The organism is Pseudomonas sp. NY15435, from assembly GCF_048068295.1.
Classification (GTDB): domain Bacteria; phylum Pseudomonadota; class Gammaproteobacteria; order Pseudomonadales; family Pseudomonadaceae; genus Pseudomonas.
Window position 1 is genome coordinate 224,718 of sequence record NZ_JBLUQA010000009.1, and the last position, 19,069, is coordinate 243,786.

19 protein-coding genes are annotated in these 19,069 nt (G+C 65.7%); 13 read left to right on the forward strand and 6 right to left on the reverse strand.

Going from position 1 to position 19,069, the window contains the following annotated elements; translation table 11 throughout:
- Window positions 1–36: 36 nt before the first annotated feature.
- Together ACNFH5_RS21825 and ligD are read left to right on the forward strand one after the other, a co-directional pair.
- Window positions 37–483: a phosphotransferase system, HPr-related protein gene (locus tag ACNFH5_RS21825; protein ID WP_416749552.1), complete on the forward strand. Its 447-nt coding sequence runs from the start codon at window positions 37–39 to the stop codon at window positions 481–483.
- 3 nt (window positions 484–486) lie between these two features.
- Window positions 487–3,015, forward strand: a complete 2,529-nt coding sequence (gene ligD, locus ACNFH5_RS21830) for a DNA ligase D (RefSeq protein ID WP_416749554.1) — start codon at window positions 487–489, stop codon at window positions 3,013–3,015.
- A 462-nt stretch (window positions 3,016–3,477) separates the two neighbouring features.
- On the opposite strand, the gene ACNFH5_RS21835 is transcribed toward ligD, so the two are convergent.
- Together ACNFH5_RS21835 and ACNFH5_RS21840 are read right to left on the reverse strand one after the other, a co-directional pair.
- On the reverse strand, window positions 3,478–3,804 hold the full coding sequence (locus ACNFH5_RS21835; protein WP_416749556.1) for a DUF883 family protein: 327 nt from the start codon (window positions 3,802–3,804) through the stop codon (window positions 3,478–3,480).
- Window positions 3,805–3,850: 46 nt separating this feature from the next.
- Window positions 3,851–4,225 carry a Rho termination factor N-terminal domain-containing protein gene (locus ACNFH5_RS21840; protein ID WP_416749558.1) on the reverse strand — a complete coding sequence of 125 codons (375 nt, stop codon included), beginning with the start codon at window positions 4,223–4,225 and terminating at the stop codon, window positions 3,851–3,853.
- 234 nt (window positions 4,226–4,459) lie between these two features.
- Between ACNFH5_RS21840 and ACNFH5_RS21845 the strand changes: the two genes are divergently transcribed.
- The 4 genes from ACNFH5_RS21845 (at window position 4,460) to ACNFH5_RS21860 (ending at window position 9,093) form a co-directional block, all read left to right on the forward strand.
- Complete coding sequence (locus ACNFH5_RS21845; protein WP_416749560.1) at window positions 4,460–6,919, forward strand: glycogen/starch/alpha-glucan phosphorylase; 2,460 nt, start codon at window positions 4,460–4,462, stop codon at window positions 6,917–6,919.
- 110 nt (window positions 6,920–7,029) lie between these two features.
- Window positions 7,030–7,479, forward strand: a complete 450-nt coding sequence (locus tag ACNFH5_RS21850; protein WP_416749561.1) for a GNAT family N-acetyltransferase — start codon at window positions 7,030–7,032, stop codon at window positions 7,477–7,479.
- A complete protein-coding gene (locus ACNFH5_RS21855) occupies window positions 7,473–7,784 on the forward strand; it encodes a DUF2388 domain-containing protein (RefSeq protein WP_416749563.1) in 312 nt (103 codons plus the stop codon). Before ACNFH5_RS21850 ends, ACNFH5_RS21855 begins: the two co-directional genes overlap by 7 nt.
- Before the next feature lie 199 nt (window positions 7,785–7,983).
- Window positions 7,984–9,093, forward strand: coding sequence for an alkene reductase (locus tag ACNFH5_RS21860; RefSeq protein WP_416749565.1), 1,110 nt, complete (start codon window positions 7,984–7,986; stop codon window positions 9,091–9,093).
- Between the two features lie 143 nt (window positions 9,094–9,236).
- Here ACNFH5_RS21860 and ACNFH5_RS21865 read toward each other — a convergent pair whose 3' ends face one another.
- On the reverse strand, window positions 9,237–10,028 hold the full coding sequence (locus ACNFH5_RS21865; RefSeq protein WP_416749567.1) for an SDR family NAD(P)-dependent oxidoreductase: 792 nt from the start codon (window positions 10,026–10,028) through the stop codon (window positions 9,237–9,239).
- A 124-nt stretch (window positions 10,029–10,152) separates the two neighbouring features.
- Between ACNFH5_RS21865 and ACNFH5_RS21870 the strand changes: the two genes are divergently transcribed.
- From ACNFH5_RS21870 to ACNFH5_RS21880, 3 genes are all read left to right on the forward strand, one after another.
- Window positions 10,153–11,049: a LysR substrate-binding domain-containing protein gene (locus ACNFH5_RS21870; protein WP_416749569.1), complete on the forward strand. Its 897-nt coding sequence runs from the start codon at window positions 10,153–10,155 to the stop codon at window positions 11,047–11,049.
- 139 nt (window positions 11,050–11,188) lie between these two features.
- Window positions 11,189–12,199, forward strand: a complete 1,011-nt coding sequence (locus ACNFH5_RS21875) for an aldo/keto reductase (RefSeq protein WP_416749571.1) — start codon at window positions 11,189–11,191, stop codon at window positions 12,197–12,199.
- 80 nt (window positions 12,200–12,279) lie between these two features.
- On the forward strand, window positions 12,280–12,696 hold the full coding sequence (locus ACNFH5_RS21880; RefSeq protein ID WP_416749573.1) for an SRPBCC family protein: 417 nt from the start codon (window positions 12,280–12,282) through the stop codon (window positions 12,694–12,696).
- 66 nt (window positions 12,697–12,762) lie between these two features.
- Here ACNFH5_RS21880 and ACNFH5_RS21885 read toward each other — a convergent pair whose 3' ends face one another.
- Window positions 12,763–13,167, reverse strand: a complete 405-nt coding sequence (locus ACNFH5_RS21885; RefSeq protein ID WP_416749575.1) for a hypothetical protein — start codon at window positions 13,165–13,167, stop codon at window positions 12,763–12,765.
- A gap of 279 nt (window positions 13,168–13,446) precedes the next feature.
- Here ACNFH5_RS21885 and ACNFH5_RS21890 point away from each other — a divergent pair, with 279 nt between their 5' ends.
- Both ACNFH5_RS21890 and ACNFH5_RS21895 read left to right on the forward strand, forming a co-directional pair.
- Window positions 13,447–15,399, forward strand: a complete 1,953-nt coding sequence (locus ACNFH5_RS21890) for a PAS domain S-box protein (RefSeq protein ID WP_416749576.1) — start codon at window positions 13,447–13,449, stop codon at window positions 15,397–15,399.
- 66 nt (window positions 15,400–15,465) lie between these two features.
- Complete coding sequence (locus tag ACNFH5_RS21895) at window positions 15,466–15,606, forward strand: hypothetical protein (protein ID WP_416749578.1); 141 nt, start codon at window positions 15,466–15,468, stop codon at window positions 15,604–15,606.
- 353 nt (window positions 15,607–15,959) lie between these two features.
- Here the strand turns inward: ACNFH5_RS21895 and ACNFH5_RS21900 are convergent, their stop codons facing one another.
- Together ACNFH5_RS21900 and ACNFH5_RS21905 are read right to left on the reverse strand one after the other, a co-directional pair.
- On the reverse strand, window positions 15,960–16,571 hold the full coding sequence (locus tag ACNFH5_RS21900; protein ID WP_416749580.1) for a Yip1 family protein: 612 nt from the start codon (window positions 16,569–16,571) through the stop codon (window positions 15,960–15,962).
- A gap of 30 nt (window positions 16,572–16,601) precedes the next feature.
- Window positions 16,602–16,958, reverse strand: coding sequence for a hypothetical protein (locus tag ACNFH5_RS21905; protein WP_416749582.1), 357 nt, complete (start codon window positions 16,956–16,958; stop codon window positions 16,602–16,604).
- A gap of 213 nt (window positions 16,959–17,171) precedes the next feature.
- Here ACNFH5_RS21905 and ACNFH5_RS21910 point away from each other — a divergent pair, with 213 nt between their 5' ends.
- Together ACNFH5_RS21910 and ACNFH5_RS21915 are read left to right on the forward strand one after the other, a co-directional pair.
- A complete protein-coding gene (locus ACNFH5_RS21910; protein WP_416749584.1) occupies window positions 17,172–17,384 on the forward strand; it encodes a PLDc N-terminal domain-containing protein in 213 nt (70 codons plus the stop codon).
- A gap of 125 nt (window positions 17,385–17,509) precedes the next feature.
- Complete coding sequence (locus ACNFH5_RS21915; protein ID WP_416749586.1) at window positions 17,510–19,057, forward strand: AMP-binding protein; 1,548 nt, start codon at window positions 17,510–17,512, stop codon at window positions 19,055–19,057.
- Window positions 19,058–19,069: the final 12 nt, after the last annotated feature.

A 19,069-nucleotide genomic window follows, 5' to 3' on the forward strand; every position in this document is an offset into this window, starting at 1 on the left:
AACGCACACAGGACCATTCAGCCTGGAGGCACCGCCATGAGCCATTCCGCCAAGACCGAAGCGAACCCGCAGCATATCGAGATCGACGACACCGAAGACCGCATGGGCAGCGTGCGCGAGCTGGATTTCGAGAAAGGCCCTGAAGGGCGCATCGGTGACGAGCGCTCGCCCGAGGAAGTAGAGCGCGAATTTCCCCCACAGCGTCGCCGCGAAATGGGCCTCACCGGGGGCGAGACTCTCGGTGACAGCGCCGTGGAAGACGGCGTCAGCATGGACGACCTGGCCCCCGAAACCCTGATCGACGAAGAGGGCACCGAATCGCCGCTGGACCCGGCCGGCAGCACCCCGGTGGACAAGGAACTGCACATCCGCCGCGAGAGCGAGATCGGCGCCGGTATCGGCCTGGACGAAGCCGAAGAAGGCCGGGCGCACCCGCTGGACGGCAAGCCCTGGGATGACACAGACCCCGACGAGGAACAGTGAGCCATGGCCCGCTCCGCCCCCATCCGCAACGAAACGCTGAAGGAATACGCGCGCAAGCGCGATTTCAGCGGCACCCCCGAACCCAGCGGCGAAACTCCGGCGAGCCGCGCCGGGGAATACGCCTTCGTGGTGCAGAAGCACGACGCCAGTCACCTGCACTACGACTTCCGTCTGGAACTCGACGGCGTGCTGAAGAGCTGGGCGGTCCCCAAGGGGCCTTGCCTGGACCCGAGTGTGAAGCGCCTGGCCATCGAAGTAGAGGACCACCCGCTGGACTATGCGCGTTTCGAGGGGCACATCCCCGAAGGACACTATGGCGCTGGCGATGTGATCGTCTGGGATGAGGGCTCCTGGACCCCCATCGGCGATCCTCACGAGGGCATGAAAAGCGGCCACCTGAAGTTCCGCCTTCAGGGCAGCAAGCTTTCCGGCAGCTGGAACCTGGTGCGCACGCGCATGGCAGGTCGCAAGCCACAGTGGTTCCTGATCAAGGGTCGCGACGACCAGGCGCGGGATTACCCGCGCTTCGACATTCTTGCCGAGCAGCCGCTGAGTGTGGTGACTGGGAAAGCGCTGCCGAGCGAGGTCGCCGTGACGAAGCAGGCGGCGCCCAGGCGGACCAAGCCGACGGCGGCTGCGAAGCAGAAAAAAGAAGTAGCGCCGGCCAAGGCCAAGCTGCCCGACGCCATCTCGCCCGAACTGGCCACGCTGGTGGACGCGCCGCCCGCCGGCGACTGGCGTTACGAGATCAAGATCGACGGCTATCGCATTCTCGCCCGGCTCGAGGACGGCAAGGTCCGGCTGATCACCCGCAACGGCCACGACTGGTCGAGAAAACTGCCGGAGCTGTGCCAGGCGTTGGCTGCGCTGGAGGTGCAATCGGCCTGGCTGGACGGTGAGATCCTGGTGATGGACGAGGAGGGCCGCCCGGACTTCCAGCGCTTGCAGAATGCCTTCGACGCCCAGGTCTGCGAGCCCATCCACTACACCCTGTTCGACCTGCTCTGGCTGGATGGCACGGACTATCGCGGCAAGCCGCTGGAGGAGCGTCGCCAGGCGCTGCAGCAGGTGCTGCGGGGCAACGACAATCAATCCCTGCGCTACTCGGAGGACTTCACCGACGACCCGCGCAGCATCCTCGACAGCGCTTGCCGGCTGGGTCTGGAAGGGCTGATCGGCAAGCGTTGCGGCAGCACCTATACGGAGAAGCGCTCGCGCGACTGGATCAAGCTCAAGTGCAAGCGCCGGCAGGAGTTCGTCATCGTCGGCTTCAGCGAACCCAAGGGGTCGCGCTCGCACTTCGGTGCCTTGTTGCTCGGCCTGCACGACAAGGACGGCGTGCTGCGTTACGCCGGCAAGGTCGGTACCGGCTTCAGCACGGCCAGCCTGAAAACCCTCTATCAGCGACTCAAGCCCCTGCAACGCAAGACCTGTCCCTTGCAGGAAGCGCCTCAAGACGCAGACGCCAGGGGGGTGACCTGGCTGCGTCCGGACCTGCTGTGCGAAGTCGCCTTCGCCGAGATGACCCACGAAGGCCGGGTACGCCAGGCAGTATTTCACGGCCTGCGTGCCGACAAGCCAGCCGAGGCGATAGTCGAGGAAAAGCCGAAGAAGGCCGCCCGCTCGACACTTGCGAAGAGGAAACCTGCCAACAGCGTCGAGGGCGTCACCATCACCCATCCGGACCGCGTGATCGACCCCACCAGCAAGCTGCGCAAGCTCGACGTGGCGCTCTACTACGAGAAGGCCGCCGAACGCCTGCTGCCCTGGCTCGCCGACCGCCCTGTGTCGCTGGTACGTGCGCCGGATGGGGTGGGGGGTGAGCAATTCTTCCAGCGCCATGCCTCGCGCACGGAGATTCCCGGCGCCGAGCAACTCGATCCGAAGCTGGACCCTGGCCATGCGCCGCTGCTGCGTATCGCCACGGCCAAGGGATTGGTGGGCGCCGCGCAGATGGGCGCGCTGGAGTTGCACACCTGGAATGCTGCCCTCGACGATCTCGAAAAGCCTGACCGCTTCGTTCTGGACCTCGACCCGGACCCGGCGCTGCCCTGGCAGCGGATGGTCGAGGCGACCCAGCTGGCCCTGACGCTGCTGGACGAGCTGGGGCTCGCTGCCTTTCTCAAGACCAGCGGCGGCAAGGGCATGCACATCCTGGTTCCGCTACAGCGGCATCACGGCTGGGACGAGGTGAAGGACTTCGCCCACGCCATCAGCCGGCACATGGCCAAGCTGATGCCGGATCGCTTCAGCGCTGTCTCCGGGCCGAAGAACCGTGTGGGGAAAATCTTCATCGATTACCTGCGCAACACCCGTGGGGCCAGCACGGTCTGCGTGTGGTCGGTGCGCGCGCGGGAGGGCTTGCCTGTGTCCGTGCCCGTCAGCCGCGAGGAGCTGCCCACGCTGAAAGCCGCCAGCCAATGGACCCTCGCCAATGTCGACGAGCGCCTGGCGGCAGCTGACCCCTGGGCCGATTGGGCGAAAACCAGGCAGCGCCTGACCGGACGGATGCGCGAGCAACTGCAGGACTGACTTTACGCATCAGGGCGCCTGTGACACCTCAACTGGTCGGCCCGAACGCTGCTCCTGCCCTGGTGTGGCGAGAAACACTGCCTGGACCCGCACTGCCCCTGCGCACCGCAGGCGAGGCTCATGAGCGAAACCCAGGCCCTGGAGGGGTTCTCATGAGCGAAACCCAGGCCGTGGAGGGGTTCGCGAGCAAGCTCGCTCCTACACCCGCCCACGCACCCTTAGCGCTCTTGTAGCGAACCGCTCGGCAGCGCCCTTAGCGCTCTTGTAGGAGCGAGCTTGCTCGCGAACCGCTCGGCAGCGCCCTTAGCGCTCTTGTAGGAGCGAGCTTGCTCGCGAACCACTCGGCAGCGCCCTTAGCGCACTTGTAGGAGCGAGCTTGCTCGCGAACCAGGGCTGCACATGAATGGTGGAACGGTGGTCAACGGCTGGGCCGCCGACCACCTGTGCTCCGCACGAAGCGGATCAGCGATCGCGGCTCAGCAGGCAGGCAGCGGCAAGGATGCCGGCGGCAGCGGCCAGCACTGCCGCGGTCTGCCACGGGTGTTCGCCGACGTACTCGCCGCTGGCCTGGATGGCGCGGCGACTGCGCTGGACCAGGTGTTCGCTGGTTTCCCGGCTCTCATCCACCAGGTGGCGCAGTTTGGACTTGAACGCCGGCAGTTGGTCGGCGGTGAGGTCGCGGCCGCTTTCCAGCAGGCTTTCCAGGTCGCTCACCAGGGATTGCAGCTCCTGTACGCCGCTGTGGCGGTTGCTGCTCAGGGATGAAGGGAACCATCGATAGCTACCCATGGGCTGTCTCCTCGTTGCTTGTGGGGGAAGTGGGCGGGCCGCCGGCTCAGGCGGCTTTCAGCGCGTCGATAAGCTGCTGCTTGCGCATGCTCGAACGGCCGGCGATGTGCCGGGTTCGCGCACGGTTGAGCAGTTCGGCCTTGGTCATCGACTCCAGCGACTGGTCGGGGCGAGGCACGCCATGTTTGGTGGTCACGGCGCGCTTGGCCGAGCTGCGGCGCGAGGCAGCCTTGGCCGGCGCGCTCTTCTTCTGGCCCGAGCCGCCGCTGCGTTCGCCGCCGCCGGACTGCTTGTTCACCGTGGCCCAGGCGCGGGCTTCTGCCTCGTCCCTGGGGACGCCACGGCTCTCGTAGCTTTCCTCGATGTGTTCGGCCTTGCGCTTCTGCTTGTCGGTGTACTTGTCTTTGTCGCCGCGTGGCATGGCTGTTCTCCTGTCTCTGCTTGCTTGACGGCGCGCTGCGCGCACCTGGCCCCGAAAACGCGGGCCACATGGGGAAGAAACCGCTCGTCGCCAAACGTTCGGCGTTTCTGATGAGCGGGCCGTACCGATGGGAGAAAAGGTCTGAACTCCCCGATTCCTGCGCGGACAGATGCACTGGGGCGCCTTGCGCGCCGCGCCCCGGCAAACAGTCACCGACAGGAAAAGGAGACGCCAATGGCCCTGGACAGCATTCCCGATCAGTCGGCAGTGGAAACCTTCAAGCACGCCGTGCTCACCCGCCTGCGCTACGCCGTGGGCAAGGACCCGGCCGACGCCTTCGACCACGACTGGTTCGAAGCCGTGGCCCTGGCCACCAGCAAGTACCAGGTGGACAACTGGGAAGAGACCACCCGCGCCATCGACCGCAGCGCGCGCAAGCACGTCTACTACCTGTCCCTGGAATTCCTCATCGGCCGCCTGCTGATCGACAATCTGAGCAACCTCGGCCTGCTGGAAGTGGCGCGCCAGGCGCTGTCTGACCTGGGCGTGGACCTGGAGCGCATCCGCCTGCTGGAGCCCGACGCGGCGCTGGGCAACGGCGGCCTCGGGCGCCTGGCGGCGTGCTTCATGGAAAGCATGGCGACGCTGGACATCCCCGCCCACGGCTACGGCATTCGCTACGAGCACGGCCTGTTCAAGCAGGTAATCGGCGATGGCTGGCAGCAGGAGCACACCGAAACCTGGCTGGACTTCGGCAACCCCTGGGAGTTCGAGCGGCCCGAATCCAGCTTCAGCGTCGGCTTCGGCGGCATCGTGCATAGCGAGCCGGACGCCAATGGCGTGGAGCGTCAGCGCTGGGAGCCGGCGGAACGCGTGCGCGCGGTGGCCTACGACATGCCCGTGGTCGGCTGGCGCAACGCCAGCGTCAACACCTTGCGCCTGTGGCGCGCCCGCGCCGAGGAAACCCTCAAGCTCGACCGCTTCAACGCTGGCGATCACCTGGGCGCGGTGGCCGATACCGTGCGCGCCGAAAGCATCTCCCGCGTGCTCTACCCGGCGGACAGCACCGAAGCCGGCCAGGAGCTGCGCCTGCGCCAGGAGTATTTCTTCGTTGCCGCATCCCTGCAGGACCTGATGCAACGCCACCTGGGCAAGGGCGAGGACGTCTACGGCCTGCCCGAGCGGGCGGCCATCCAGCTCAACGATACCCACCCGGCCATCGCCGTGGCCGAGCTGATGCGCCTGCTGCTGGACGAGCGCAGCCTGGACTGGGATGAAGCCTGGGAACTGACCGTGGCGACCCTGTCCTATACCAACCACACCCTGCTGCCCGAGGCATTGGAATCCTGGCCGGTGGGGCTGATGGAGCGTTTGCTGCCGCGGCACATGCAGATCATCTACCTGATCAACGCTTTCCACATCGACGCCTTGCGCGCCAAGGACATCCACGACTTCAGCCTGCTGCGCTCGGTCTCGCTGATCGAGGAGGATCACGGGCGCCGCGTGCGCATGGGCAACCTGGCGTTCCTGGGCTCGCACAGTGTCAATGGCGTCTCCGCGCTGCACACCGAACTGATGCGCGAGACGGTGTTCCGCGACTTGCACCGGCTCTACCCGAACCGCATCAGCAACAAGACCAACGGCGTGACCTTCCGCCGCTGGCTGTTCCAGACCAACCCGGAGCTCACCGAGCTGCTGGTGGACACCCTGGGCGAGGACGTGCTGGACGAGCCCGAGAAGCGCCTGCGCGACCTGGCCGCGCAGGCCGAGAAGCCCGCCGTGCGCCAGCGCTTTGCCCAGCAGCGGCGCAACGCCAAGGAGCGCCTGTCTGCGCTGATCGAGGAGCGCCTGGGCATGCGCATAGACCCCGACGCGTTGTTCGACGTGCACGTCAAACGCATCCACGAATACAAGCGCCAGCTGCTCAACCTGCTGCATACCGTGGCGTTGTATCAGGACATCCGCAACGACCCGACCACCGACCGCGTGCCACGGGTGAAGATCTTCGCCGGCAAGGCGGCGCCCAGCTACGTGCTGGCCAAGCTGATCATCAAGCTGACCAACGACATCAGCCGCGTGGTCAACAGTGACCCGACGGTACGCGGCCGCCTGAAAGTCGTGTTCATCCCCAACTACAACGTCAGCCTGGCCGAGTCGATCATCCCGGCGGCTGATCTCTCCGAGCAGATATCCACGGCAGGCCTGGAAGCCTCGGGCACCAGCAACATGAAGTTCGCGCTCAACGGCGCGCTGACCATCGGCACGCTGGATGGCGCCAACGTCGAGATGTGCGAGCGTATCGGCCCGGAGAACATGTTCATCTTCGGCCTCAAGGCGCAGCAGGTAGAGGCGCGCAAGCGCACAGGTGAACTGGCGATGCATGGCGAGATCGCCGATTCGCCGCGCCTGCACGAGGCGCTCATGGCGATCGGCAGCGGCGTTTTCTCACCCGATGACCCTCAGCGCTACACGGCGCTGGTGGACAGCCTGCGCTTTGATGACCGCTTCATGGTCTGCCCGGACTTCGACGCCTACTGGGAGGCTCAGGAGCGCGTCGAGCAACTCTGGAGAAAACCCGCGCGCTGGTGGAAAGCTTCTATGCTCAACACCGCGCGCGTCGGCTGGTTCTCGTCCGACCGCACCATCCGCGAGTACGCCCAGGACATCTGGAAGGTACCGACGGGACCACAATAAGAAGGTGCGACGATTGGTGGCAGTTCGCGGGGAAGCGTAGCGGTGATCGCTTGTGTAGGATGCCGCCCGCCACGCCATGAGCACTTCAACGAACCGGGAGACGACTGCCGATGCTGATCCGTGACTTTCGCGACGACGACATGGACCGGGTGCTGGATATCTGGCTGCGTGCCTCGCAGCAGGCTCACCACTTCATCGATGGCACTTTCTGGCAGCAGCGCCTGCAGGACATGCGCGAGGTCTACCTGCCCGCCGCCGCCTCGCGCGTGGTCGAGAGCGACGGCTGCATCAGCGGCTTCTACAGCCTGCATGACGGCGCGCTGGCCGCGCTGTTCGTCGCCCCGGAATGCCAGGGCCAGGGGCTGGGCTCGCACCTGCTGAGCGACGCCAAGATTCATCTGCCGATGCTGGAACTGGCGGTGTATTCGGCCAATGCCGGCGCCGTGGCCTTTTACCAGCGGCATGGATTCGTGGTGCTGGAGGAGCGTGAAGACGAACACACCGGGCACCCCGAGATGCGCATGGGCTGGACTGCACGTCCGATGGCCTGCGGATGCTGAAGGGCAGGGCGCTCGTCCTGTTGCTGGCTATCGCCGGCCCGGCCAGCGCCATGGATGGCAAGGGCAACTCGTCCGATCATTTCACCGTGGGCACCAGCCTCGGCACGGCTGCCATCAGCGAGTCCAGCAGCCAGGCGCCGCGCGCTTACCAGCAGGCCCGCGACGACGCGCTGGCCTTTGTAGCTTCCGCCGGGCAGATCCACGGTGCGCAGCTGGAACAGGCTTTGCGCTTGTATCGCCAGGAGCATCCGCAGTCGCCCGCGAGTGATCTGCAGGTCGCCAGCGCCATCGCCAGCCAGGGTTGAGAATTACGCCACTGCCAAGGAAGCAACCCAGCTTGCATTCGTGAGCGGGAATCAAATGATTTTGCCGAAACAGCGTCTTAATCCCCGCCGGCAAAGCCCGCAGACTGCTTTCCATTCGAGCGATCGAGTGGTTCGCGGTGCTTCGCCAACGCTCCCACGGACTTCCTGATCGCGCCGCTTGCCGCTGAAGGAGTCCACCATGACCGCCAACGCATCCCCACTGTTCCAGTCCTATTCCCTGGGTGGCCTTGAACTGCCCAACCGCATCGTCATGCCGCCGATGACCCGCTCGCGCGCCAGCCAGCCGGGCGATGTGCCAAACGAGCTGATGGCCGAGTACTACGCCCAGCGTGCCAGCGCCGGCCTGATCGTCAGCGAGGGCACCTGGATTTCGCCGCTGGGCAAGGGCTACGCCTGGACGCCGGGCATCCACACCCCGGCCCAGGTCGCCGGCTGGCGCAAGGTCACCCAGGCGGTGCATGCGGCCGGCGGGCGTATCTTCGCCCAGCTCTGGCATGTCGGCCGGCTCAGCCACATCAGCCTGCTCGACGGCCAGTCGCCGGTGTCTTCGTCGGCGATGCAGGCGGAAGGCGTCAACGTGTTCGTCGCCGAGAACGATGGGACTCCCGGCTTTGTCCAGGCCTCGAAGCCGCGTGCGCTGAAAGTGGAGGAAATCCACACCATCGTCGACGAGTACCGCCAGGCTGCGCGCAACGCCATGGCCGCCGGTTTCGACGGCGTCGAACTGCACGCCGCCAACGGCTACCTGGTCAACCAGTTCATTGACTCCAACGTCAACGACCGCACCGACCAGTACGGCGGCTCGCTGGAGAACCGCCTGCGCTTCCTCGCTGAAGTAACACGGGCGCTGGTGGAAGGTACCGGCGACAAGAGCCGTGTCGGCATCCGCCTGGCGCCGCTGACCACCCTGAACGGTTGCTCCGACGCCGACCCTGAAACCACTTACGTGGCCGCCGCCCGCCTGCTGGGCGAAATCGGTGTGGGTTACATCCACATCGCCGAAGCCGACTGGGACGATGCCCCGCACATGCCCCTGGCGTTCAAGCGTCGCCTGCGCGAAGTGTTCCCCGGCGCGCTGATCTACGCCGGCAAGTACACCGCCGAGCGTGCTGTCGCCGCGCTGGATGAAGGCTGGGCGGACCTGATTGCCTTCGGCCGGCCCTTCGTCGCCAATCCCGACCTGCCCGAACGCCTGCGCCTGGGCGCACCGCTCAATACGCACCAGCGTGAAACCCTGTTCGGCGGCGGCGCCCACGGCCTCACCGACTACCCGCGCCTGACGGCCTGAACGGCATTACTTCCTGCGCAGCAAGGCCGTCTCCCGAGGAGACGGCCTTTTTTGTGTTCAGGCCCTTCTACCTTTGCGATTTTCCCTAGATGCAAGGAAAAGCCCCGGCGAATCTGCCGGGGCTTGTTGCGACTCAGACTGCATCAGATCGCCAGGCTGTCCACTACGCCGCCATCCACACGCAACGCTGCGCCGGTGGTCGCGGAGGAGTAGGGCGAGGCGACATAGGTCACCAGCGCTGCCACTTCGTCGACTTCGGCGACGCGCTGGATGATCGAGCTGGGACGTTCGCGGCGGACGAAGGCGTCGGCTTCCTCGCGGGCGCTGCGGCCGGACTGACGCACGGCGTCAGCCACGAGGTTCGCCACGCCTTCGGTGAAGGTCGGGCCGGGGAGGATGGCGTTGACGGTCACGCCGGTGCCCGCCAGGCGCTTGGCCAGGCCATGGGAAACGGCGAGGTTGGCGGCCTTGGTGACGCCGTAGTTGATCATCTGCGCGGGGATGGCGACGCCCGATTCCGAGGACAGGAAAATCACCCGGCCCCAGCCACGCTCGACCATGCCGGGGGTGTAGTGGCGGGCCAGACGCACGCCGGACAGCACGTTGATCTCGTAGAAGTCCAGCCATTCCTGGTCCTGGGTTTCGTAGAAATCGACATCGTTATAGATGCCCAGGTTGTTCACCAGGATGTCGGCGTGGGGTTCGGCGGCAAACAGTACGTCTGCACCGGCGACGTTACCCAGGTCCGCGACCACGCCGCGAGCCTTGCCATTGGCGGCGCGGATGCCAGCCACGGCTTCGTCCACCGATGCGGCATTGCGCCCGACTATGACCACGTCGGCGCCGGAAGCGGCGAGCTGGCGGGCGATGCCCAGGCCGATGCCGCCCGTGGAACCACTGATGATGGCGGTCTTGCCGCCGAGATCGATCTGCATGTCTTCAATCCTCATCCAGGAGGCGCGGGATGCGCCGATGATCGTCTGGATATGGCGCCATGCTAGGAGTGGCTTGTAAGATCGTACATAACTTAATTCGACATACTTGAGTCCTTGAGGGTCTATGCTCGATCTCAGACAACTCCGTTATTTCGTCGCCGTGGCCGAAGTCGAGCACGTTGGCAAGGCGGCGGAGACGCTGCACATTTCCCAGTCGCCGCTGAGCCGGCAGATCGCCCAGCTGGAGGAGCGTCTCGGCCTGCAATTGTTCGAACGCAGCCAGCAGCGCCTGCGCCTGACTTCCGACGGGCGCACTTTCCTGCATGAGGCCAAGGCGCTGCTCAAACACGCCGAGCGCCTGGAGTCACTTGGCCGTCGCCTGGGTCGGGGCGAGACCGGTGGGCTGTGCATCGGCTATGTCAGCCACGCCATCCATGCCGGCGTACTGCCCGAGGCGCTGCGCCATGTGCGCGAGGAGCGTCCGGGCATCCACATCGCACTCTATAACCTGTCGGCCCAGGAGCAGTTCGAGGGCCTGCGCCAGCGCAGCCTGGATGTCGCCCTGGTCTGCGAGCCACCGGCCGAGGACGATCCGGATCTGCTCGCCGCGCCAGTGTTCGACGACCCGCTGCACCTCGCCTTGCCGCTGGATCACCCGCTGGCGGACAAGCCGCAGATCGAGCCGGCCGACCTTCATGAACAGGACTGGATCATGGTGGAGGGCCAGTTGCAGCCGAACCGCAGAGAACGTTTCCTCGCCAGTTGCGTGGCGGCTGGCTTCACCCCGCAGATCCGCCTGGAGGCCGCCGAGCCATTGAGCGCTATCGGCCTGGTGTCGGCGGGCCTGGGCCTGGCGTTGATCCAGCAGAGTATCGGTGGCGAGAGCAATCCCAATGTGGTGCTGCGCGAACTGCCGTGGCTGGGGCAGAGCACCGGGCTGTGGGCGGCCTGGCATCGTGTCGACCTGCGTCCGATCGTGGGCGACTTCCGTGAAATGGTGCTGGCGGGCGCCAAGGTCTGAGAGAGCGTTGGAAAGGACTTGATGATAATTTAGGTCTCAAGTCTGTCGAATTATGACTTGGACGGTCTCGGTTGGGCGGGCATAGGATTGTCGCCACTGGAGTTCACAAGCGACTCCCCCCAACCCGGAGAACCTCCTGATGAGTCTCAAATCCCTGATCCCCACCCGCCTTGGTTTCGGTACCGCGCCGCTGGGCAACATGTTCCGCAACGTGCCTGTTGAAGAAGTGCAGGCTACCGTGGATGCCGCCTGGAACAACGGCGTGCGCTACTTCGACACCGCTCCGTTCTACGGCGCCGGCCTGTCCGAATCCCGTCTGGGCGCCGCGCTGGCCAACCGCCCGCGTGACGAATACGTCCTCAGCAGCAAGGTCGGTCGCATCATCCTCGACGAACTGGAAGACCCAGCGGCCCGCGAACTGGGTGAGAAAAGCGGCCTGTTCGAACACGGCAATCGCAACCGCATCGTCAACGACTACAGCGCCGACGCCACCCTGCGCTCCATCGAGGACAGCCTGAAGCGCCTGGGCACCGACCGCCTGGACATCGTCTGGATCCACGACATCGCCCAGGACTTCTACGGTGACGAGTGGCTGACCCAGTTCGAGATCGCCCGCACGGGTGCGTTCCGCGTGCTCACCCGTCTGCGTGAAGAAGGCGTGATCAAGGCCTGGGGGCTGGGCGTGAACCGCGTCGAGCCCATCGAACTGACCCTGGACCTGGACGAACCGCGTCCGGATGGCTTCCTGCTCGCCGGTCGCTACTCGCTGCTGGACCATGAGCGCGCGTTGCAGCGGGTCATGCCGCAGGCGGTGGAGCAGGGTGTCGGCATTGTCGTCGGCGGGCCCTACAGCTCCGGCGTGACCGCCGGTGGCGAGCACTTCGAGTACCAGAAGGCCAGCCCGGCCGTGCTGGCCAAGCTGGAGCGGATCCGCGCCGTGGCTCGTGACCATGGGGTGGACGTGAAAGCCGCCGCGCTGCAGTTCGCCCTGGCCCATCCGGCCGTGGTCGCGGCAATCCCCGGCTCGACCCGCCCGCTGCACGCCAACCAGGACCATGCCGCGCTCAGTGCCGTGATCCCGGCCGCGTTCTGGAACGACCTGCGCGCCCAGGGCCTGATCAGCGCGCTGGCCCCCGTACCTGCCGCTTGAACCTTCGCCGCCGGGCCTTTTGGCCCGGCGCTCCACCCCGATCATCGAATCAATGGGGCGAACGCCCCGGGAGAAACATCATGGCCAAGGCCACAGCATTCATCGACCTCAATTCCGATATCGACCAGGTCTGGCAACTCATTGGCGGCTTCGATTCGCTGCCCGACTGGCTGCCGTTCATTCCGCAGAGCGCGCTCAGCGAGGGTGGCCGTGTGCGCACCCTGAAGAGTGTCGCCGGCGAAACCATCATCGAGCGCCTGCTGGACTTCAACGAAGCCGAGCGCAGCTACAGCTACACCATCCTCCAGGGGCCGGCGCCGGTGCGCGACTACCAGTCGACCCTGCGCGTGCTGCCGGGGGCGGAGGCTGAAGGCGTGCGCGTGGAGTGGTTCGGCTCCTTCACTCCCGAAGGCATCAGCGACGCCGAAGCCTCTGCCCTGTTCACCGGCATCTATGTCGATGGCCTGGCGGCACTGAAGCAGAAGCTCGAGGGCTGATCGCACCCTGCAAAAAGCCCCTTGTCCGGCGTGCGGACAAGGGGCTTCGTCATTCTGCCGCGCGGTCTACCAGAAGCCCCCGGCGTGCCGTTCGGAAGCGTAGTCCAGATGCAGCGCGAAGGAGCTCTGGAAGAATTCCAGCAGGCGGGTATCGAGCACCATCTCGTTGAGCGAGGCGAGCGAGCCGATCACCTGCTGCACGTCGGCTTCAGTCGCCCCGCAGCGGTTTTCGTGGCATAGCCGCTGGGTCTGCGGGTCGGCGCTGATACGGCAGATGCACTCGGCGTCGTGGCAGGAATGGCGGACTTTCAGGCGCAGTTCCGGCAGGTCGCGGCGGCCGTCCAACAGCTCCACGCTGCATTCCAGGCCGTGTTCACGGGCAAATTCGCTGGCGCGGGCGAAGGCGGGCAGGGCCACCTCCACCAGGGCGCTCTGGTAGTCGTTGGCGAAACGCTCGGGGTCAACGCTCATCCGCAGTCTCCTGTGCTCGTTGCACGATTCCCCGGGCATGGACATCCGGGGGGTTGTGTCATGGACCACGGAATTCGCGGCTTGCGCGAAGTATCAGCGGGTTTTCCGCCAGGCGGTTGGCTGGCCGCGGGGCTGCGGCCCGGCCTGGTCGGTAGCCCAGCGCTCTGGAACGCAGACGGGTTGTGCCGGGCGTACCGCCAGTGACGCCGTCCGGCGGCAGTCGGGGTAGGATGGCCGTGCCTATGCTTTGCTCCAATGAGCCAGGGGAGCTCGGATTTCATGCCAGAGACCATTGCCAGCACCGCCCAACTCGTCGAAGACGCGCGCTACCGCCTGCTGGTCGAGGCGGTGACCGATTACGCGATCTACATGCTCGATCCCGATGGCAGGGTCAGCAGCTGGAGTTCCGGGGCGCAACGCCTGAAGGGCTACGCCGCCGACGAAATCCTCGGCGAGCACTTCTCGCGCTTCTACACTCCGACGGATCGCGCAGCCGGTCTGCCAGAGCTGGCCCTGGACGAGGCGGCGCGGGTCGGTCGCTACGAGAGCGAAGGCTGGCGCCTGCACCGCGACGGCAGCTCGTTCTGGGCCCACGTGGTGATCGACGCCATCCGCAATACTGCCGGCGAGTTGCTGGGGTTTGCCAAGATCACCCGTGACCGCACCGAGCAGCACGAGACCGAACAGGCCCTGCGGCGCAGCGAACAGCAGTTCCGCCTGCTGGTGAACGGCGTTACCGACTATGCGCTGTACATGCTCGACCCCGAGGGCAACGTCGCCAGCTGGAATTCCGGCGCCGAGCGGATCAAGGGCTACCACCCCGAAGAGATCATCGGCCGCCGTTTCGACTGCTTCTACTGCGACGAAGATCGCCTGGGCGGTGTACCCGAGGCCAGCCTGAGCACTGCGCTGGCCGAGGGACGCTATGAGGAAGAGCGTCTGCAGATGCGCAAGGACGGCTCGCGCTTCTGGGCCAACATCGTCATCGATCCGGTGTTCGATGACACCGGCAAGCTGCTGGGATTTGCCAAGATCACCCGCGACATCACCGACAAGCGCCGCGCCCAGGAAGAGTTGGAGCGTGCCCGTGACGAGCTGATCCAGTCGCAGAAGATGGAGTCCCTCGGCCAGCTCACCGGCGGCGTTGCCCACGACTTCAATAACCTGCTGACGGTGATTCTCGGCGGGCTGCAGCTGCTGGAGCGGCAGTTGCCCAAGGACAACGAGAAGGTCCAGGCCATCTGGCGCAACGCACTGGAGGCGACCCGCCGCGGTGCCCAGCTGACCCAACGGATGCTGGCTTTCGCCCGCAAGCAGCGGCTGTTTCCGCAGCCGATCCAGCTGCCGGCGCTGCTGCAGGACATGAGCGAGCTGCTGGTCAGCTCCCTGGGCCCGACCATCAGCCTGGAAACCCGCTTCCCGCTACAGCTGGACTGTGTGCTGAGTGACCAGAACCAGCTGGAACTGGCGATCATCAACCTCGCCACCAACGCCCGCGATGCCATGCCCAGTGGCGGCAGCATCACCTTCTCGGCGCGTAACGCACAGGTCGGGCCGCGGCAGAGCGGCAAGCTGGCGCCGGGGGATTACGTGTGCCTGGCGGTCACCGACTCAGGGCAGGGCATGGACGAGGACACCTTGCGACGCGCTGCCGAGCCGTTCTTCACCACCAAGCCCACCGGCAAGGGCACGGGGCTGGGGTTGTCCATCGTCCATGGCCTGGCCCAGCAGCAGGGCGGAGCGCTGCTGCTGCGCAGCTCGCCGGGGCTGGGCACCACGGCGGAAATCTGGCTGCCGGCGGTGCGGGTGAAAGCGGAGCCTGAGTTGCCCAGCGTCGCGCGAGTAGTGCCGGCACCGCCCACCCTCGACGAGCCGATCGGTTTGCGGGTACTGGTGGTGGACGACGATGCGCTGGTGCTGGCCGGCACCAGCGCGCTGCTCGCGGACCTGGGCTGCCAGGTGGCGCGCAGCGAGTCGGCGCGCGCCGCCATGCAGTTGCTCGAGCAGTCGAGCTACGACCTGATGATCACCGACTTCGCCATGCCGGACATGGACGGCATGCTGCTGATCCAGCATGTGCGTCAGGCATATCCGGCATTGACCTGCGTGCTCACCACCGGGTACGCCGGGCGCCTGGATACCCTGGCCGAGTCGGTGATGCGCCTGCCCAAACCGTTCGACCGCGACCAGCTACTGGCCCTGCTCCTGATGGTGAAGGGAGCCGACAGGTAGAAAAACCGAACCTCCGCGAGCGCGGTGCGCCCAAAGGTGACCGCCCGCGCTATCGGAGGATTTGCCATGAACACCACTTTCCACGCCCAACGCCCCGATCCGCAGGAGGCTCCGCCGGATCGCGAAAGCCAGATTCCCGAGGACTTCCCCGAAGAGGTGCCCATGCAGCAGCCTCCGGAAGAGCCGGTGCCACGACCGGAGCAATGAGCCTACTGGTATGCCTGTCGCGTAGCAGCGGACTTCATCCGCGATCGGCCTGACCTTCGTGCGGGCGCGCCCCGTGTCTGCTCGATGGACGGCAGGTTCAGACCGGCCTGCCGGCCGGATCGAGGAAGAGTCCTCTCCTGAGTGAAAGTACTGTGCTCGGCTTTGCCCTCACCCTAACCCTCTCCCAGGAGGAGAGGGGACTGTTTGGTGCAGGATGAAACCTTTGCGTCAGTCGGCTCGGACTGCTCCCTCTCCCTCCGGGAGAGGGCTGGGGTGAGGGGATGCATAGGTAAGGACTTACCAGAGAAAGACAGTTGCTCCTGCACTCATGAACGCGACCTGCGAGGGGTGAGTTACTCCTGCAGATACTCCCCCGTCCCCATCATGGTCTGTCCCCACAATTCCAGGAAGGCGAAGGCGGTGGTCAGCAGGGCGAGAAATCCCAGCCCCAGGATGCAGCCTGAATAGAACGCCGCGCTGCGCTGCGTCAGGCGCATGTAGATGGGCAGGCCGATGAACAGCAGCCAGCCCGAATACAGCGTGGCCGCCCCGGCGGCGAGTAGCAGCAGCCAGCGCGATGGCAGCAGGGCGGCGAGCCCGGCCAGCATCAGGGGCAGCGCCACGGCCGTGGAAAAGCCCATGCTGCGGTTGAGGTCGGGGCGCACCTCGGTGCGGAACAGCACCCAGCGGGTCAGGTACGCGATGATCACAATCCCCGCCACCAGGCCGGCATAGCACCAGAAGGCGAGAAGCGCGCCGCTGGCAAGGCTGAGTAACTGGGTTTCCTCATTCCCCGGCAGGCGCCAGCCAACCTGGGTAGTGCCGATGAACAGGCACACCGCCGGTAACAACGGCATCAGCAACCAGAGCGGCAGGTAGGCTGCCGGGTGCTGGTCGGCGTTGTCGCGCAGTTCGTGCCAGGCCGTTTCCGGGTGGGTGAAGAAGTGGGTCAGGGGAAAGGTCATGGCGTCCTCCTCGGGCCTCGTGGATAAGCATCAGTGGCGGGTTCGCCGGTCCGGGCGCAAGCCTTCCTCGACTTCCATTTCGATGAGCGAGCCGGGGTCTTCGTTGCCTGGGTCGTTGATCTGCGAGCTGACCAGCTCGGGATCGTCGATCGCCGGATCGAGGTCGCCTTGTGGCATCAACCCCTCGCCGCGATCGCGGCGGTCCAGCAGCGGCAGCAACTGCTCGTGGAACTCCTGCTGTTGCGCTTCGGAAAGCGCGGCGAATCCGTGGTTGAGGATGTAGCGGGCAAGGATCTCCTGGCTGCTGTCGACCTCCAGCGCACCTTCTTCGAGCAGGCGGCGAAGCCCCTCGGAGCGTTCTACGTCGCGATGATCATTCCAGCCCATCTTTCGTCACCTCTTGTGTCTGGCGAGCAGTGAGTGACCGGCGCCCGTTTTCATGGGTGCCTTCACGAATGACTGGAGCGCGCCGCGCGGTGTTCAGTGCGAGGGACGAACGGTTCGGCGCCTGGACGATGGTCCTTCTGGTTGAACCTTGGGCCTCGGGCGGGGCCTGCCGGGAGAGGGGCAATTTCCTGCCCCGTGAGAAGGGGCCGGGTCATGTCTTCATTGCTCAGTGTTTTCTGGATCGCCGTGGCGACCATCATCGTGTTGCTGGATCTGTGGGCGATCCTCAGCATCTTCCGCAGTGACAAGGGCGTTAACGCAAAGGCGCTATGGTCCCTGCTGATTGCCATCCTGCCGGTGCTGGGGCTGGTGATCTGGGGGATTGCCGGGCCGCGTGGGGTCGCCCAGGAGCCGCCGTTGGACTGACTGGCAATGCCTGCTGACAGGGGCCATCGCATTCCGGCATGGCCGGCATCGACCTATGGTATTGGCCGCGCGCGGCGCACGGATCTTAGGATTTCGCCCGTCTCCCCTGACAATGAGAACAACAAGTGGACCTGGGTAAAATCCTGCGCCGCAGTGCGCTTTACTGGCCTGACCGAGAGGCCGTGGTCGATTCACGTCATCGCATCACCTTCGCCGATCTCGAACGCCGTACCAATCGCCTGGCCTCCGGGCTGCTCACGCTGGGACTGGAGCAGGGCGCCCACGTGGCGATCCTGGCGCCCAACCGGGCCGAACTGGTAGAGGCGGAAGTCGCCCTGTACAAGAACGCCATGGTGAAGGTGCCGATCAATGCGCGCCTGGCCGCCGATGAAGTGCTTAGCGTGCTGAAAGATTCACGCAGCCAGGCGGTGATCGCCGATGCCTCTTTCGCCACGCTGATCGACCAGCGACGAGCCGAACTGCCGGATCTGAAACTGATCGTCCCGCTGGCTGCCGAAGGCGCCGATGTGCCCTACGAGGCGGTGCTCGAGCGTGGCTGCGATGCTCACATCAGTTGCGACCCGGCGGACGACGCCCTGGCGGTGCTGCATTACACCTCCGGCAGTTCCGGCGTGCTCAAGGCCGCCATGCTCAGTGTCGGCAACCGCAAGGCGCTGGTACGCAAGAGTATCGCCAGCCCGACGGGCCGTTCCGGCCCTGGCGATGTGATGGCTCATGTCGGCCCGATCACCCATGCCAGCGGCATGCAGATCATGCCGCTGCTTGCCGCCGGCGCTTGCAACCTGCTGGTGGAGCGCTACGACGACCGCCTGCTGCTGGAAACCATACAGCGCGAGCGCGTCACCCGGCTGTTCCTGGTGCCGGCGATGATCAACCGGCTGGTGAACTTCCCCGGGGTGGAAACCTACGAGCTGAGCAGCCTGCGCCTGGTGATGTACGGCGCCGCGCCCATGGCCCCGGCGCTGGTGCGCCGTGCCATGCAGGTGTTCGGGCCGATCCTCGCCCAGGGCTACGGCGCCGGCGAGACCTGTTCGCTGGTCACGGTGCTTACCGAACAGGACCACATCGCGGCGCTGGATGATCCCAAACGCCTGGCCTCCTGTGGCCGCTGCTACTTCGACACCGACCTGCGGGTGGTCAACGAGGACTTCGAGGATGTGAAGCCCGGGGAGATCGGCGAGATCGTCGTGCGCGGGCCGGACATCATGCAGGGCTACTGGCAGGCGCCGGAGCTCACTGCGGAGGTCATGCGCGAGGGCTACTACCTCACCGGCGACCTCGCCACGGTGGACGAGCACGGCTACGTGTTCATCGTCGACCGCAAGAAGGAAATGATCATTTCCGGCGGCTTCAACATCTACCCGACCGAGGTGGAACAAGTGCTCTACAGCCTGCCGGAAATCTTCGAAGCGGCGGTGGTGGGCGTGCCCGACGAACAGTGGGGCGAGGCGGTCAAGGCAGTGGTGGTGCTCAAGCCCGGCATGCAACTGGACGAGGCGCGGATCATCGAGCTGTGTGCCGCGCAACTGGCCGGTTTCAAGAAGCCGCGCAGCGTGGACTTCGTCCGCGAGCTGCCGAAGAACCCCAACGGCAAGGTCGTGCGCCGCCTGGTGCGCGAACCCTACTGGCAGCACCAGGAACGTCGGATCTGAGAGGGAGAATGA